Here is a 16,385-nt window from a genome sequence, read left to right on the forward strand (position 1 = left end):
CAGCAAGAAGTTATCAAGCACTGTGGCAGGCCGTAGGCCAAGTCTGCGACCTCTTCACAAAGCAAGAGTGCAACAACTTCTTCAAAACAGCTGGATACATGACCGATTAAACGCGACAAGCTCTAGGAGACCAGTCGTGGTGAGAATATTTTATGCATTGCTTATGTCTTTGCTTATTGCTGGTCAGGCCCATGCCTACTCTTATGCTGCAGCTGGTAAGGAGCCTCTGATTGATGCGCGGGAAGCCATCTTTAAAGCTGTAAACGCCGGGGACTTTGAAGCAGCGAAGTTAGCCGTCAACGAGATCTCAGAGGAACTTGCTTATTTGACGATTGATTATGACAGCGGGCTCTCAGAAGCATTTGAAAAGGCCTTAACCTCTCAAGATACAGCGACAATCGCAGCTGCAATCAATCGCGTTTTTATTGCGGAGATTACCCGTCGTTTGCAAGCAGGTTCCGAAAATTTGAACGACTATCAGACCGCTAAAGCTCTTGTCGTCAAATCAAAACGCTTCTTCGATGCCATGGCCGGGGAGTTACCGGGCAAGCAACGTCAAGCAGCAGATGAAAGTCTCCGACTGGCACTTGAAGCCATCGGGAACCCTGGCGTGTTTGGGGTTGGTAAGCGAGAGCCAGATCCTGCCGCTTACAATGCAGCTGTTGAGGACGTCTTAAAAGCGTTGGCAAACTAGTATGTTGCGACTTGGCTGGGGGGCAGCTCTCTTTTGCTACGTGACTTTGTCCATTTGGTTGCTCCACCACATACCAAGCATCCCAAGTGATGATGCTTATTTCTTTGTTAATGGCACAATTCGCTTCAGTGTGCTTGAGTTCAGGCCACATTTTCCGGGATATCCGGGATTTATAGTGCTGAGCAAACTGCTTGTTTCGATGGGTTTGAGTGCAAAGCAAGCGGTCTTCTACCTGGGCCTTTTTTCTGCACTGTCTTTACCTCCCCTTGCAGCGTGGACCACCAAAGCGTGGGGCGCATCTCATAGAGGTGTGCTGCTGGCATTCGTTGCAGTTTTGACGCAGCCTTTCCTTCCGCTTGTCGCATTGAGTATGATGAGCGATGCAACAGGTATTGCATTCTTTCTTGCAGCCCTAGCTTTTATGGGTAGAGGCAAACACGTCAGGGCAGGGTGCTTTGCAGGGTTTGCCCTGGCCTGTCGGCCATCTTTCATTGTTCCAGTTGCTCTGTCCTTAATCACTGAGTGGTATTTGAAAAAAGAGGCACGCACAAAACTCTTTATCGCAAGTGCCGGCACACTGTTTGTGTCTTTCGGAGGAGTATTTCTTCTGGAAGGCGAGGCTTACCTGATTGAGGCGCTGCGGTTCACTGAAGGTCATTTCACCGTCTGGGGTAACACATCGTTTGAGCCAACCTTCGAACGTGAAGGTTGGCTGGATGTCTTTGAAAAAGAACCCATAGCTCTTGCAAGTTCGCTCTCGCTTCTCCTCATAGCTGCCCCTGCTTTCCTAACCCACCCCAAACTCTCACCCTTGCTAATAGCTGCAGCAACAGCCGTGCTCTGGACACTACTTGCCCAAAACCCTGAAAACCTCCGCCACGTGGTCCTACCTGCGATTTTGCTGGTGATCTGGTTGGTGTATTCTTCTGGCAAGTGGGCAAAACCTGCTTTGGTTCTTGTCATCGTTTTGCAGCTTGGTATTTGGCTCCAGTTTCTGATCAAACCTGTAACCAACTCGCCTCTCAAACAAGCAGCAGACTTTCTAGGGCAACAACCAACCGGAACTCTTGTTACAAATAGAGGCGTTTTTTATCTTCGAACCACTTTGCCACAACATAAGATTCATGATGCATTTTTTTCTGACAGTGTGGAAGTTTCTTTAAAAAGCAAAAAGCAAAAAGCAAAAAGCAAAAAGCATGGATCATTCTGGAGTTTAACTGGGTCTCTGTCCATGAGCAATGCCTGGTGCAAATTAGAAAAAAAGTTTGCAGCAAGAGTACCCGGAGAAACGGTGTTGAGTTTACAGACAAGGTGTCCATTGCATCAAATTGGCGGGGTGATTTATGGTAAGTTAGTACTTTAGATTATGCGTACGCAACTGTGATCGCAATCATTATAACTAACTATTCTGTGATGCTATCCGTTTACTTAAAAAAGCTTGTTCCTTCAATACATAGTTTTGTAAAACACAATGTCCAACAGCTTGCCAGACTTGATCTTCGTGCTGCCTTGGGCGAGGAGCCAGCCGTCGGGGCGTTGTAGTTGGGCTATGATCCGGAGTGTAGGTGATGCCTGGACATTAGCGGGGCGTGTGACGGAAAAGTCGATGGCTTTCGATTTGCCTGAGCTTTTGAGATGGGTCTGAGTGGTGAGTTCTCGTGTACTCTCCTTGATGGCAGTGTCTTCAATGTAAATTTTGATTTGGCCTTTGGGAATTTCTGTATCACCTGCGAATGTAAGGGTGCCGCGAATGTCTGATGCTTGCGCTTCGGTGGTCTTAGAGATGGCACCGGTTCCGGCGACCAGTAGACCGGCAGTCAAGAACACTGCACTTCGATTGATCAGAGGCTTCATTCTTTTCCCCTTTGGATTGCATCATCAGAGTAGTTTAGATGCATGAGTAGCTAAGAAGATAGCAAGAGGGGAGCATAAGAGCCCCCCTCCTGTAAGTTATCAAACGATAACGAAGTCATCTGCAGAAAGTGACAGACCAGTCTTCAACTGAGCAAACTGAATTGCACCAATGTCTCCTGAACCATCGGCATCATACAGCAGAGCACCGCTGTCGCTGTCGTAGATGATGCGGTCAGCAGCATCCTGGCTAACACCTGCAGCACTCATGTGGAATGCAGTCAGATCAAGAGCGCCAGTGCCACCAAGTTCAGCAAAGATGCCATTGTCGAGAAGGATCAGATCCTCGCCAACACTGAAGTCTTTGATTTTATCGACATTGTCGTTGCCAAGCTCTGTTGAGAAGCGGAAGGAATCTTCGCCTGCGCCACCAACCAGAATGTCTGCACCTAGGCCACCGTCGAGGAAGTCACTACCTTTTCCGCCGTAGAGCTTATCATTACCAGCTTCACCCGGCTGAATTGGCTCAGGCGGGAACTCAACTGATACGTTGAGTTTGTAGGTAGAGCCCTCTGGCACTGCTTCTGACCAACCTTGAACGTCCGGTGACCACGCACCCTCCAGAATGTAGTAGGTACCAGTTTCTTCAACAATGAAGACTATGCTTGAATCACGGTTGGTTGTAGAGCCGGGATCGCTGCCACCATCATCGTTTTGTTCGACAATATTACCATCAGCATCGAGCAGTCTGACCCAGCTGTCATGGACGTCTGGATCTGCAATACCGTCGATATCGATTGTAATGGTCGTACCTGCCGCAAGCTCGATACCATAGTATCCGCCCAGGCCATTTCCGGTCGCATTAACTGTTGTATGAAGAACAGTTGTTGAATCGAAGATGTCAGAATCTTCTGTCAAAGAGAAATTATTGGAGATATCGAATGCAGTTGCGATTGAGTTGTTCGTCGCATCCGGACCAAGCGTCGCGTACCCTGTACCCATGCCTGGGCGTGGGATAGGTTCACCTTGATCAGCGAAGTCACCGAAGAGGACATCATCGCCTTTGCCACCACGAAGAACATCGTTGCCACCTTGACCAGTCAAGGTGTTGGCAGCGTTATCACCCTTCATGTGATCATTATGTCCGGAACCTGAGAGGTTCTCTATCGAGATGTAGGTGTCACCTTCTGACTTACCGCGTCCCAGGTTGAGATTGACACCGCTGGTTGCGTCGGAATAGTCCGCAGTATCACTGCCGCGACCACCGTTCAGGATGTCAGCACCTTCGCCACCGGTCAGAATGTCGTTACCTGAACCGCCAGAGAGTTCGTTTGTCTGGTCATTGCCAATGAGGTGATCATCGAAGAAAGAGCCGACAGCGTTTTCAACGTCGACGATGATATCATGCCTGATGACTGTGCCTCGTCCTACAATCTGGACTGGACCATCTGCGTCGCCACCGCGTGCTGTGCCGTTAGCAAGGTCAACCGTTACTCCCTCAGAACTTCCAGAGTAAACGACCGTGTCGATGCCTTCGCCACCGTCAAGATAATCCTGACCAGAACCGCCAATGAGCGTGTCATTGCCTTCATCACCATACAACAAGTCGCCGTCATTGCCGCCGTCGAGGATGTCATCGCCGCCGCCGCCATTGAAGACGTCGCCGCCACCACGACCCCAGAAATGGTTGTCTGAATCTGTGCCGATGAACCGGTCAATACGGTCATCAGAGCCAATCAGGTTCTCAATGCTATAGAACGTGTCACCTGATGCAGTACCGCCGCTTGCAACGTTGGTCTCAAGGTTTACAAGCAGCTGGAACGGGCTCTCATGGCTGTAGTCCACTGTGTCAACGCCGTCACCACCGCGGAAGATGTCAACACCATCCTGACCCATCAGTGTGTCGTCGCCGTCGCCGCCATCAAGAATGTCGTCACCAGCACCACCAAAGATGGTATCGTTGCCGCGACCACCATAAAGCACATCATTTCCGTCATCGCTTTCGGTCTGATCTTCAAGATCTTCGACTGCGATGGTGTTGTTGATATCACGGCTCGCCAATGAGTCACGACCACCAATGATGAGGTCATCACCATCCAGACCAAAGATCGTGTCGCCACCAGCTCCACCTTCAAGGGTGTTGTTGTCTTCATCACCAAAGATGAGGCTGGTCAGAGAATCGCCGGAATCGCTTGAAGTGTCATCGTCACCGTCAACGACGGGTTGGGTCGGAGTACCACCCACGTAGATGATGTTTTCAACGTTCTCGACTTCACCCAGGTCCAGGTCGCTGTTCAGCACAATGATCGTATCGTTTCCGCCGTCAGCTTCCTCGCGTACGATATCATCAGCGGAATCGACAAAATAAACATCGTCACCTTTGCCGCCAGCCATTTTATCAGCACCGCCGCGACCGTCCAGAACGTTGTCGCCATCGTTACCGATCAAAATGTCATCGTATTCACTGCCGATGCCATTCTCGATGTAGTATTCGGTCTGGTCTGCATTGTGGCCAGCAAAGATAGACACATTGTTGCTGTGCCCATTGACGCTGGAGAACTGTCCGGCACGCAGGTCAAGGATCGTGCCTGCGGTTGATCCCGAGAAGTCAATGGTGTCAACACCGCCCGTATCATGGATCACGAACCCAATGTCGTGCTGCATGCCTGAGGAGGTCAGCTCATAACCGTATTCGGAGCTGTTAAAGCCGTAGGTGTTGTCACCAGTGTTGAGGTCAATTGTCTGATAGGTCCGCTCACCGTTCTCATCGATTTCTGAGAAAAAACGACGAATCGTAGCTTCAATATCTGCCATCAGCGGTGTTGAAGCGGACCAACGTGTCGTTTCACCAACATCAATGCCATCGAAATAGGACATGACACTGTATTGCTGACGATCATAAATCCAGGTTGCATTGTTCAGGTAGTTGATCTGCACGCCGCCGGGACCGCTGTAGTTGTAAAGTCCTGGGTGATTGAGGCCGAACTCATGGCCGAATTCATGAATGAAACTGTCAAACACGTAACCGCCAATATCGGTCTTGTTCGGCTCTGTGTCGTGGAAACGCTGACCGATGCTGACTTTTCGGTCGTTCGAGAAAGCGCTGCCGTCACTCGGCTCGCCCAGCTCAGGGCTTACGATTTCCATCCAATGCACATCTGCATCATATGGGGCATCATCAACAATCACGAATTCAAAAGGCGTAACTGCTGACCACATCTTCAGCGCGCCAATAGCGGCAGCCTTGTACTCAGGATGGTCATTGAGGTCTGTAACATTGATCACCAGCGGCTTATTTGCAATCTCAGGTGTCAGACTGCGGCGCAGCGCGCCAACGTAATCTAGAAAAGCTTCGTAATCATCACTTTTACCAAACGGATTATCCGGCGTTTGGTCATTAACCCACCACTGATCGTTGGGTTGGTTTTGATTTGGCATCTTTGTCTCTCCCGTTATACAAAGTTTGGGTGTTTAATGCTGCTTGGTTTTATGGTGCGGCCAATTAGAGCCTGACATCGCATGCATAAATGCATTCAACGGCATTGAAGGATGACTGAAGGGATTAATTAGCTAAGAGGCTATGAAAGCTGCTGCCTGAGGCATTCTTTGCTTGAAGATTGCCTTAGAATGAGCCCGATAAGAGCTGATCTGGTTGCCCGAATTTGAAGACCTGGACTGAATAAAAGCATAGGCTTCAATCTGCGAGCAAGCGCAATGCCGGCTGCGCAAATGCTACCTCTAAAAGGTTCCAATAAGTTTTCTGGGCTATCGGTTCCTCCCAGAAACCGGCTAGCGACGCCGTCAGTTGTGGCTCGCGAAGAGCGAGTGCGCTTATCGATACATTCGGCAAGAGATTCCTCATAGTAATCAAACATTTCGACAGCCCCAAGTTCAGGTGAAGTGCCGTCCCCTCAAGAGTAAGCACATTCAGAATTCTTTTGGTTCCTCAATGCCTTGTGTAGATTTAACCTAAGCACACTGCATGCAGTGCTAGAATTCTTTTTTAAATGAGGTTTAAAGTCAACGCTGTTAAAGATGATAATTTTTAAGTTACCAAACGTAATGCTAAAATATTTAATCAATAATATAATAAATTACTTTATCGCTATTTCGTGCGCTTGACGTTTACCATCGCCAATCTAAGGTTGTGTGCCAATATCATTATTACCCGCTTGCGGTTGATTGATAATCTTGAAGAAATTTCATTTTCAGGATTTTTCAGCACTTGTTTGAGTAATCTTGTTCATACAGCTCCTTGAGGAGCAAATAAGAACTGGCGGAGCTATTATTACTAGATATTGGATTTAGCGATAGGCAAAGCAGATAACCTAGGAGAAACAATTGATCGGGTGTAATCAGCTTTTGGCAATATTTTTAGAGCATGACAAACTGAAAAAGTTAATCGTTATTACTTGAAAGTTTCAAAGGCATAAAGAAAAATTAGAGATAGCCCAAAGTAGATCATTATATTATGAGATGTTTCATTCCTCAATCCTAAACTAAGGAACTGACGGCACCCCTCTTGTGGAGAGATGCCGTAAAGAGAATGTTCTAAACTAGATTTCGGCACGGGCAGAAAAGTAAGCATTCGCTGTCTCTAGATCAGCCAGAGGCGTGAACATTTCAAAATCAAACGGACGCCGTGCTTCGTTCTTTTGCACTTTCACAGGCCAATTCTGCGTAACAAGCGCGTCTTTACCAATCGCCACAAAATCACACTCATCTTGCAGGATCATTTTTTGTGCGATTGCAGGATCACCTAGGCCGCCATTCGCTATGACAGGTAAACCGGTAAGATTTTTTGCATGTGCAGCTAAAGACGCTCCATGTTGAAATGCCGAGGCCTGAGCAGCAAATTCTGTAGTGTGTATGTAATCAGCACCACTCGCTTCTACCGCCTCGAAGATAACCTTAGCGTCGTCTCTTTGTCCTGCCCATTTGTGCTCGAAGTCGTTGACTTTGCTCTGTGATAGACGTACGCCAACCGTAAAATCGCCCCCGACAGCATCGCGAACAGCTTCTAGAACCTCGCGTGTCAGTCGCGTGCGTTCAAATATGCCTTGGCCGTATTGGTCACCACGCTGGTTTGCGTAATCGGTTAGGAACTGATCCAAAAGATAACCGTTGGCACTGTGAATCTCGACCCCGTCTGCACCGGCCTCCTGAGCACGTTTAGCCGAGTCTGCAAAACCGCAAATTGCAGTCTTAATCTCAGAAACCGTCATTTCAGAAGGGGTAGGATACATACCAGAACCCCGATAGAACTCCATTTGTTGACCTTTAGGCTGTACGGGGGAAGGGCCACGTGTCTCATTAGAGAAGCGATTAAATTGAGACAGGGCACCAGCATGCATTAATTGCATAATTATTTTTGCGCCTGCTGCCTTCACGCCTTTGATTAACTCAGTCCAATTTGCGGCTTGCGTTTTATCAGTGATCCCCGGCTGGAACTCGTATCCCTGACTAAAGTGTTGGTCAGTGTAGACGCCCTCGGTAATGATTGCTCCAAAGCCCCCCTTGCCAAATCTCTCATAATACGGCTGCATAAGAGGGCCAACACAGCCTGAAGCACTTGCACTGACGCGCGTCATTGGAGCGACAAGAGTTCGGTTGCGTAGCTCTAGCTTCCCAAGTTTTGCGCTTTCGAATAACTGAGAGTAGGTCATGGTATCTCCGTTTGCCGGTGGTCAATCGGGTATGCCTTTTCCTGCTCGTATGTTAATTGGATGCAATGACTAATCACCTTTTCCAATTCGTTATATAATGACAAGCGAGAACCTATCAGATCTACTCGGTATTTTTCGGGTTGTTGTTGATTCTGGAAGCTTTTCAGCTGCCGGACGCATTCTCAATATCTCACCTGCCTGGGTTGCCAAGCAGGTTACCCGGTTGGAGGCCGTTTTAGGCGCTAGCTTATTGATCCGTTCAACCCGTGCTTTGCGTCTTACAGACGCCGGGCAAGAATGTTACCGAACCGCAAGTATTGTTGCTGATGAGTTGACATGGTTGAAGGACAAGCTTTGTGCAGACTCGAAGGCCATTACGGGCGTTGTACGGCTCAATGTGCCCTCAATAATTGCTCAAGATGTCATAGCTGAGCACATTTCTGAGTTTCAGATGAAATATCCGAGCTTAAAACTAGATATAGTTGTGTCTGATAGCTTTTCTGATGTCTTGAACGAGGATGTTGATATCATTTTTAGGGTCTCCAGAGCCCTTGAAGACAGCACAGCTATTACACAGCAAGTTTCATTTGTGCCACGAGTACTTTGCGCCTCAAAAGACTACCTTTCGCGTACTCCAAAAATTGAAACAAGCCATGACTTGAAAGGCCATAAAGCTCTTGTGTTCGATGGCCCTCAGAGTTCTTCTGAGTGGTTTTTGCGCTGTCGCGAGGGGCAGGAGTGGATTGCGCCAAATGTCGTGCTGCGTGCCAATAATAGTTTTGTTTTAAAACGAGCAGCGATCAGCGGCGCGGGTATCGCTTTTCTGCCTAAAGTGATTGTAGAAAATGAACTAAGAACTGGTCAGCTGATCCATTTAAACCAAATAGAAGATGCTGACCCCTTTAAATTGTTCTTACTGCGCGCGCCCAGAAAACATCTTCCCAAGCGTGTTCAAATTGCATGGCGCTTTTTTGCCCAAGCTTGCAAAGACAAAACAAGCTGGGAGTAGTTTAGTAGCTTCCTGAAGTTTGCCGGTAAATCATTCCAAGCCCCAGCAGAAGAGGAGCAGTATCATGCAACGACCCGAAAGAAACTCTTTAATATGAACTGGCAATCAAGATTTTCAAGCAGTTAAGTCAGCTGATTTTATTAGCAGTACATTGCCCCCAAAGACTTTGCACGTTTCAGTCATAAGGCTTGGCTCATATCCGGATCTATCAATCCACGAAAGTGCTCGAAAAGAGAATTGAGACCATCCTTTATACTCCAAAGCGTAAAAGATAGCAGAAGCGGTTGAGAGTATTGTGATCTCGGTATAAACACATCAGTAAACAGGGTTTGAGAAATCCCTGTCTATTGTTATTTTTTCTATTTTTATTATCAGTCAGCTGTATACGTTAATATTGATCGAACCAGCCACGTAAGATCACGCTTCCTGCAGGCTATAATTGTAATAATCTCGATAGTTTTTGTTATACTCTTCTTGTTCTACTGGCATTCCAAGCGATGCACGCAGCTTATTGGCGATATGTTGTCTGGACCAGGTAATAGCTGCGAGCTCAGAATTTGTTTCTGCTTCAAGTTCCGATATGACTTGAAGAATTTTGGCGCTTAAGTCTTCCTCATTTTGTTTCGCGCTCCAAGCCTTGCTCGCAACAACAGATGCTCCTGTGGCGACAGCCATCGTGGAACCGCGCGTTAAAAGCGTACGTCGATTGATATGGGTATCGTTACCTTTGAAATCCATTGAATTTTCCCCTTAGAATGTACTTCGGCAATTGTGGATCAGGGGTCTCTATTGGTTGGTCGGCTTTGGCAGAGCCCCTGATCTGTGACTATCAATGTAATTTAGATATCTTTTACATCTGCAATACTGATGTTGAGCGCATCTGCAATACCTGTGCCGTAAGCAGGATCAGCGCGGTAACAGTTGCGGACATGACGGTGTTGGATTTCGATACGTGCGGGGCTAAGCGAGCGGGCTGTGTTTGCAAACAGAGCTTCTTTCTGGTCTGCATTCATTGAGCGGAAAAGAGCGCCAGGCTGAGAATAGTAATCTTCATCCTCCCGATGGTCCCAATGACCCGCTGCTCCTTCTATTGAGAGTGGCGGTTCGGAAAAATCTGGTTGCTGTTGCCATTCGCCAAACATGTTCGGCTCATATCCGATACGTGAACTGTTGTTGCCATCAACTCTCATGGCTCCGTCGCGGTGATAGGAATGGAATGGGCAGCGCGGTGCATTGACCGGGATTTGCGAGTGATTAACTCCAAGACGATACCGCGCAGCATCACCATAAGAGAACAGGCGGCCCTGAAGCATTTTGTCGGGAGAGAAACTGATGCCGGGCACAATTGTAGAAGGCGCAAATGAAGCCTGCTCTACTTCAGCGTAGTAGTTCTCAGGATTTCGGTTCAGTTCAAGCACGCCAACTTCGATCAACGGGTAGTCGGACTTAGGCCATACCTTAGTTAGATCAAAGGGGTTGATGTGATAATTGCCGGCCTCTTTTTCTGGCATAATCTGGACTGACAGTGCCCATTTCGGAAACTCGCCATTCTCAATGCTGTCATATAGATCTCTCTGGTGACTTTCGCGATCATTTGCAACGATTTGAGCGGCTTCTTCATCCGTCAGGTTTTTGATGCCTTGTTGGGTTTCAAAATGGAACTTAACCCAATAACGCTCGTTGTCTGCGTTGATGAAACTGTAGGTATGACTGCCAAATCCATGCATATGGCGATAAGTCGCCGGAATGCCGCGGTCTGACATGACGATCGTGACCTGGTGCAGAGCTTCAGGCAGGTTCGTCCAGAAATCCCAGTTGTTATCTGCGCTGCGCATGTTGGTGCGCGGGTCACGTTTCACTGCATGGTTCAGATCTGGAAATTTTAGCGGATCGCGGAGAAAAAAGACTGGTGTGTTGTTGCCCACCAGATCCCAATTGCCTTCCTCAGTGTAGAACTTTATGGCGAAGCCGCGAATATCCCGTTCTGCATCAGCAGCGCCACGTTCTCCTGCCACTGTTGAGAACCGCATGAATAAGTCGGATTTCTTGCCAACTTCAGAGAAAATCTTAGCACGAGTGAACTTGGTGATGTCATTGGTTGTTGTGAATGTCCCATAAGCGCCCGAGCCTTTGGCATGCATTCTGCGCTCAGGGATAACCTCACGATCAAAGTGGGCCATTTTTTCGAGGAACCAAACATCCTGCAACAGAGCAGGACCGCGGGGGCCGGCAGTTTGAATGTTCTGATTGTCGGGAACAGGGGAACCAAAAGCAGTGGTCAACTTGGGCTGATTAGTCATATTTTCTCCGCATATTATTATGCCTGAAGGATCATTTCAGAGCGGAGAAAATCAAAATCAAAAAAACTTATTGGGCCATAACTAGTTTTGATGATGCCACCAAACAAAGCTAAAAGGGTGAGTGAGTATAGCGGGCAGCATCAAATTGAGGACTCTCTGACCTGTCAATAACTTTTCCATCAGTAATGAATTTGGGTGCAGGAGCATATCAAACCTGCCTAAAAGCCGATAGGTATAGCCTTGTAATTCTCAGGCTAATATAGTCGTATTCAGAAACACTGGTTTGATATGCTTAGCACGCTAAAAATTTATGGTAGGGGGACTATACGTGAGCAAAGTGTTTTGATGGCGCTTCATGTCCGTTCTTTGACTCTCGTTCTAATTTTTCAATAACGGTCGCTAAATCTTTGAGAAGCAGCTCCGCCATATCACGACTGAAACCTTCCCTAAGAACGATCCTGAGCACGTGTATATCTTCAGCTCCCTCTGGCATTGCATACGCAGGAACTTGCCATCCATGAACTCTCAGGTGCTCGGAAACAGCATACACGGTGTATTTGTTCGGATCTTTCATTTTGAATGCAAAGACCGGGATGGTACTTCCATCACTGAGCAATTCAAACTGATCCATTTGCGCGATGTTCTGGGACAGATAGCTGGCAATTGAACGTAAGTTCTCCATTATCCGTGTGTAACCATCCCGTCCTAATCTGAGGAAGTTGTAGTATTGGCCTACGATCTGATTGCCCGGTCTGGAGAAGTTTAAGGTGAAGGTGGGCATATTACCGCCCAGGTAATCTACATGAAAAACAAGATCTTCAGGCAGATCACTTTTGTCCCGCCACGCGACCCAACCAACACCAGGATAAACCAAGCCATATTTATGGCCTGAGACATTGATCGACTTAACCAGTGGCAAGCGGAAGTCCCATTCCAACTCAGGCTGCAAGAACGGTGCAACAAACCCACCACTTGCAGCATCAATATGAAGAGGAACTTCGAAACCAGTCTGTTCGTTGGATATCACCAGCGCGTCATGAACTTCTTTGATTGGTTCATATTCGCCGGTATAAGTCGTTCCCAAAATTGTAACAATACCAATGGTGTTCTCATCAATTTTCGCAACAGTTTCGTCAGGATCGATAACATATCGATCTGCTGACATTGAAACAAACCGTGGTTCTACATCCCAATAACGGCAGAATTTTTCCCAGACAACTTGCACATTGGTTCCAAGGATCAAATTCGGTTTGTCAGTGGGCTTGCCTTTAGCTTTCTGTCGATCTCTCCACTTCCACTTCAATGCCATGCCCGCCAACATGACAGCTTCACTCGAACCGATCGCTGACGAACCAGTAAACCCATCTGGAGCATTAAAGAGGTTCGCTACAATCTTGATGCAGCGCTCCTCTATCATTGCTGTGTTTGGATATTCATCTTTGTCAATTAAGTTCTTATCAAAGGTTTCAGCCATCAGGCGCTCTGCCTGAGGCTCCATCCAGGTTGTTACAAAAGTTGCCATATTAAGTCGGGCATTGCCATCAAGCATAAGCTCGTCATGGATGATCCGGTACGCAGTCTCAGCTTCCATCTGGCCATCAGGCAGACTGAACTTAGGGATAGGTTCCCGCATCACGCGCCCGCCATAAGAGGGCATCAACATAGATGAAGATACATCAACATCAGACATATCGGTTTTTGTGTTACCCATTATTCGGGTCCTTCTTAACTGATCGCTTTTGTCAGTGACCAAAATGGTCGGCGAATTGAAAATATTAGAACTGGAACAGCAACGACAATTGCCAGACCTGCAACCATCAAGAGTTCAAAGGTTTCGATGGCAAAACCACTGTGAAGCGGGGGAATGAAGCCAATTGCAAAACATGCGGTAGAAGCAACTAGGCCGGTTCCAGCAACAAGCCACATGCCTTTTTTCCCACCAGGAACTCGATAGGCCCTCTCAACTTCTGGGTGTGTATATCGCAAGCGTATTGCTGCGGCATACATCAATATATACATCAGTGAGTATATGAGGACTGCGGCTGAGGTGAGTATCAAGAACGCCGTATTTACATCTTTGACAACAATGAAGAACATCGCAATGAGCGAAATAAGTACAGCCTGCAAAACAAGAAGATTAGTAGGCACGCCCTGATGGTTCACCTTCTGCGCCCAGAGGGGTAAATTTCCAGCTTGGCCTGCAGCAAAAAGCCCTTTCACCGGACCCACAATCCAAGTACTCACCTGTCCTGCAGCACCTAATGCAACAAGAATAGCTATTATCGGTAAGAACCACAGTAGCTTGAAGTGTGTCAGCAAAGCAGAGAACGCTTGCATCGCGCCATTGATTTGATCAATGGACCCCGCGGGTAACACTGAAGCGACCGTCAACCCACCCAGTAAAGTTGTTACAAACCCAATCCCGGCAGCACTGAAAATTGCGATGGGATAGACACGTCGTATATTCTTAACTTCTCGAGCGTGGCTGGCCGATACTTCAACCCCAACAAAACCAAAGATAAAGCTCAAGAAGAGAACCAGGTTCCCTGTCTCCCAAACTGATGGGACCAGATTTTTGGCAGTCAATGTCGTATCTAGATGGAGCTCATTTCCAGAACTTACATAGATCGCACCCAATGCAATCAGGAGAACAGAAGGCAATAAAACTCCTGCGGAAACAGCGAGAGAGCTTATTATGCCTGAGCCTTTGCTGCCTCGGAAATTGACAAGGGTGGCAGACCAGTAAACAGACAAGATAATGAATATTATGAAGTACTTGTTGGTACCGAGTTCTGGGTCGAAAGCATATGCTAGTGAAGCCGCTATGTAGGCTAGGATAGACGTTATCCCGAAAATACTCTGGACCCATTGCATCCATACAGCAATAAAGCCCATACGTGATCCAAATGCCTCTTCTACCCAGTGGTAAACTCCGTTTTTTGGCCATCCTGTAGCAAGTTCTGTGGAGATAAGAGCCACAGGAATAAGATAGGCGAAAATGGTGATGAGGTTGAAGAGGATCATTTTCATCCCGGTTTCAGCCATCATCGGCATATTACGAAGTGTCATAAACAAAGCAGCAGTGGTCAAAGTAAGCGCAAGTGCACCTATTTGCTGCACGCCTTTGGCGCGTTGAGTTTTCATATTGTGGGATGCTGTATCAGAGGACAAGAAGCGAAGGAAAGTTGCATCACTGATTGGTCTTCAAGGAGCAACGTCCCTAAACGGGAGGCATCAGTTTACCAAAAGTGAGACTGCTACGCAGTCCCACTTCACGGCAGATCTAGTTTAGTTCTTCCACTTCTTCGAAGAGGAATTTCTCCTTGCCATCTTCTGAGGCGCAAATTTTTACGAGTTTGTCGCGATGCTCCACAAAAGTTTCAGCATCCCATACTGGCGCATCGTTTTTGCTGGATAGGTATCCATCAATCCAGAAAAGTGTCACAACCGCATCAGGTGCACTCATTTCCAAAAACTCACCACAAGTGAGTTTTGACATATCACGCTTTGATGTGGCAGCTTCATCTGCATAGACGCTGCTTCCGCCTGCAAGCAATAATGCTAGTGTAATACCCAAAAACCGCATGAGCTAACTTTCCCTTCAGAGCTAATTATCTAATGTTTCTAATAGGTAGGCCGAACTCCCAACCTACAGGCGAACGATTAGCAGTCCATTCATAGACTCGCTGTTAGCTGGCCAACAGCTGCGCTCAAAAACGCTCAAAATTAACATTATTTAATTTGTTGTTTTTGCCTCGAATGACGGATAACAAGACACTTGAGTGTAGATAAAATGTGTTCTCAGAAGTTATTTTTGCTGCATGTTCGTCTATTGATGACAAGGGGAGGAAAAGTTGTCGCACTGGCATCTTACAACAATTAACTGGCTTGACGCGCTACCAGATGACACTGTCAAAAGTATTCGTTCGGCCTCAAGAACTCAGGTGTTTCAGGACAAGGAAACGATCTTCTCTCCTATGATCGAGCCTGATACTGTGTATTTGCTGGAAAAGGGCTTAACGAGATTGTACCGCTGTTCGAACTCCGGTGGTGAATTCACTCTTGGCTTTGTAGAGCCTGGAGAAGTCTTTGGGGAGCTATCAGCACTCAATAATGACTCTCGTGAAAGCTTTGCAGTTGCGATTGATCAATGCGGTGTTTTAAAACTCCCCAAAAAGGTTTTCATCGAACTAATGCAAACTGCTCCCAGTTTTAGTTTTGCAATATCCAAACAGGTCGGAAAGCGCCTGCAACGGATTGAGACCAGAGCTGAAGATTTGATTTTTAAAAGCGCGACATCGCGCATGGCAAAAATGATAAGCCTGCTTGCAAATGATCTTGGCCAGGAAAACAACAATCGCATCAGCATTAATGTGCGTTTAACACAAGGCGAAATTGCAACCCTAGTTGGATGCTCAAGACCGACCGTCAACCTCACTCTCAATGACTTTAAAAAACAAGGCATAATTGAGCTGAAAGATGGCTATCTAAGCATTATCCAGCTCAACAAGCTTGAAAAGTTGGCCGACGCTGCTCCGAGTTATGCAGAGTAAATAGATTCACATTCTTCAATACAGTTCTGTTAGAAATAAACACGCTTTTCCAAAGCTCCCAACTTAGCTCTAGAATATTCGGCGGTCTGTTAACCAGCTAACAGACACAGCACCTTCATCTGCTTCATAGCTTGCCAGCAAACAACACAGGCCTGCGCGATCGACCAAACCCAATGATCGATGTTCAGTGTGCGTCCGGCGAACCCGACCTACAAAACGGAAATAGGCCCTGTTACGCTGGCTTAGCAGCGTAACACCACGGCATGAGATCGTTGAGGCGGGTGATCTTGTGATCAGCGATTTGAGCCAGAA

At 47.2% G+C, this 16,385-nt stretch carries 13 protein-coding genes; 4 read left to right on the plus strand and 9 right to left on the minus strand.

What is annotated here, in order from left to right:
• Positions 1-136 precede the first annotated feature (136 nt).
• Together PsAD37_RS20805 and PsAD37_RS20810 are read left to right on the plus strand one after the other, a co-directional pair.
• Positions 137-694 (plus strand): hypothetical protein, encoded by a 558-nt coding sequence (locus PsAD37_RS20805; protein WP_063297769.1) that lies wholly within the window; start codon positions 137-139, stop codon positions 692-694.
• A gap of 1 nt (position 695) precedes the next feature.
• Positions 696-2,057, plus strand: coding sequence for a hypothetical protein (locus tag PsAD37_RS20810; protein WP_063297770.1), 1,362 nt, complete (start codon positions 696-698; stop codon positions 2,055-2,057).
• Positions 2,058-2,140: 83 nt separating this feature from the next.
• Here the strand turns inward: PsAD37_RS20810 and PsAD37_RS20815 are convergent, their stop codons facing one another.
• The 3 genes from PsAD37_RS20815 to PsAD37_RS20830 form a co-directional block, all read right to left on the minus strand.
• Entirely contained in the window at positions 2,141-2,548 is a 408-nt protein-coding gene (locus PsAD37_RS20815; protein WP_063297771.1) for a hypothetical protein, read from the minus strand.
• 99 nt (positions 2,549-2,647) lie between these two features.
• Positions 2,648-5,983, minus strand: coding sequence for a M10 family metallopeptidase C-terminal domain-containing protein (locus PsAD37_RS20820; RefSeq protein WP_063297772.1), 3,336 nt, complete (start codon positions 5,981-5,983; stop codon positions 2,648-2,650).
• 1,118 nt (positions 5,984-7,101) lie between these two features.
• On the minus strand, positions 7,102-8,211 hold the full coding sequence (locus tag PsAD37_RS20830) for an NADH:flavin oxidoreductase (protein ID WP_063297774.1): 1,110 nt from the start codon (positions 8,209-8,211) through the stop codon (positions 7,102-7,104).
• Between the two features lie 97 nt (positions 8,212-8,308).
• Here PsAD37_RS20830 and PsAD37_RS20835 point away from each other — a divergent pair, with 97 nt between their 5' ends.
• Positions 8,309-9,220 (plus strand): LysR family transcriptional regulator, encoded by a 912-nt coding sequence (locus tag PsAD37_RS20835; protein ID WP_063297775.1) that lies wholly within the window; start codon positions 8,309-8,311, stop codon positions 9,218-9,220.
• A gap of 417 nt (positions 9,221-9,637) precedes the next feature.
• On the opposite strand, the gene PsAD37_RS20840 is transcribed toward PsAD37_RS20835, so the two are convergent.
• The 5 genes from PsAD37_RS20840 to PsAD37_RS20860 form a co-directional block, all read right to left on the minus strand.
• Positions 9,638-9,958 carry a hypothetical protein gene (locus PsAD37_RS20840; RefSeq protein WP_208992010.1) on the minus strand — a complete coding sequence of 107 codons (321 nt, stop codon included), beginning with the start codon at positions 9,956-9,958 and terminating at the stop codon, positions 9,638-9,640.
• A 101-nt stretch (positions 9,959-10,059) separates the two neighbouring features.
• The gene (locus PsAD37_RS20845) at positions 10,060-11,520 is read right to left on the minus strand and encodes a catalase (RefSeq protein WP_063297776.1); all 1,461 of its coding nucleotides are present in this window, start codon (positions 11,518-11,520) and stop codon (positions 10,060-10,062) included.
• Between the two features lie 322 nt (positions 11,521-11,842).
• A complete protein-coding gene (locus PsAD37_RS20850; RefSeq protein WP_063297777.1) occupies positions 11,843-13,231 on the minus strand; it encodes a glutamate decarboxylase in 1,389 nt (462 codons plus the stop codon).
• A gap of 14 nt (positions 13,232-13,245) precedes the next feature.
• On the minus strand, positions 13,246-14,664 hold the full coding sequence (locus tag PsAD37_RS20855; protein WP_063297778.1) for an amino acid permease: 1,419 nt from the start codon (positions 14,662-14,664) through the stop codon (positions 13,246-13,248).
• 139 nt (positions 14,665-14,803) lie between these two features.
• Complete coding sequence (locus PsAD37_RS20860) at positions 14,804-15,106, minus strand: HdeA/HdeB family chaperone (protein WP_063297779.1); 303 nt, start codon at positions 15,104-15,106, stop codon at positions 14,804-14,806.
• A 268-nt stretch (positions 15,107-15,374) separates the two neighbouring features.
• Between PsAD37_RS20860 and PsAD37_RS20865 the strand changes: the two genes are divergently transcribed.
• Positions 15,375-16,073 carry a Crp/Fnr family transcriptional regulator gene (locus PsAD37_RS20865; RefSeq protein ID WP_153039824.1) on the plus strand — a complete coding sequence of 233 codons (699 nt, stop codon included), beginning with the start codon at positions 15,375-15,377 and terminating at the stop codon, positions 16,071-16,073.
• Positions 16,074-16,142: 69 nt separating this feature from the next.
• Here the strand turns inward: PsAD37_RS20865 and PsAD37_RS28610 are convergent.
• The coding region (locus PsAD37_RS28610) for a hypothetical protein (protein WP_206600094.1) at positions 16,143-16,385 on the minus strand (243 nt) is incomplete at its 5' end.

It is taken from the genome of Pseudovibrio sp. Ad37, from assembly GCF_001623075.1.
Lineage (GTDB): Bacteria > Pseudomonadota > Alphaproteobacteria > Rhizobiales > Stappiaceae > Pseudovibrio.

Bases quoted from the DNA above. Each gene is read 5' to 3' on its own strand.
- PsAD37_RS20860 (WP_063297779.1), bottom strand. From the start codon at position 15,106: ATGCGGTTTTTGGGTATTACACTAGCATTATTGCTTGCAGGCGGAAGC.
- PsAD37_RS20810 (WP_063297770.1), top strand. From the start codon at position 696: ATGTTGCGACTTGGCTGGGGGGCAGCTCTCTTTTGCTACGTGACTTTG.
- PsAD37_RS20840 (WP_208992010.1), bottom strand. From the start codon at position 9,958: ATGGATTTCAAAGGTAACGATACCCATATCAATCGACGTACGCTTTTA.
- PsAD37_RS20830 (WP_063297774.1), bottom strand. From the start codon at position 8,211: ATGACCTACTCTCAGTTATTCGAAAGCGCAAAACTTGGGAAGCTAGAG.
- PsAD37_RS20815 (WP_063297771.1), bottom strand. From the start codon at position 2,548: ATGAAGCCTCTGATCAATCGAAGTGCAGTGTTCTTGACTGCCGGTCTA.
- PsAD37_RS20850 (WP_063297777.1), bottom strand. From the start codon at position 13,231: ATGGGTAACACAAAAACCGATATGTCTGATGTTGATGTATCTTCATCT.
- PsAD37_RS20820 (WP_063297772.1), bottom strand. From the start codon at position 5,983: ATGCCAAATCAAAACCAACCCAACGATCAGTGGTGGGTTAATGACCAA.
- PsAD37_RS20855 (WP_063297778.1), bottom strand. From the start codon at position 14,664: ATGAAAACTCAACGCGCCAAAGGCGTGCAGCAAATAGGTGCACTTGCG.
- PsAD37_RS20845 (WP_063297776.1), bottom strand. From the start codon at position 11,520: ATGACTAATCAGCCCAAGTTGACCACTGCTTTTGGTTCCCCTGTTCCC.
- PsAD37_RS20835 (WP_063297775.1), top strand. From the start codon at position 8,309: ATGACAAGCGAGAACCTATCAGATCTACTCGGTATTTTTCGGGTTGTT.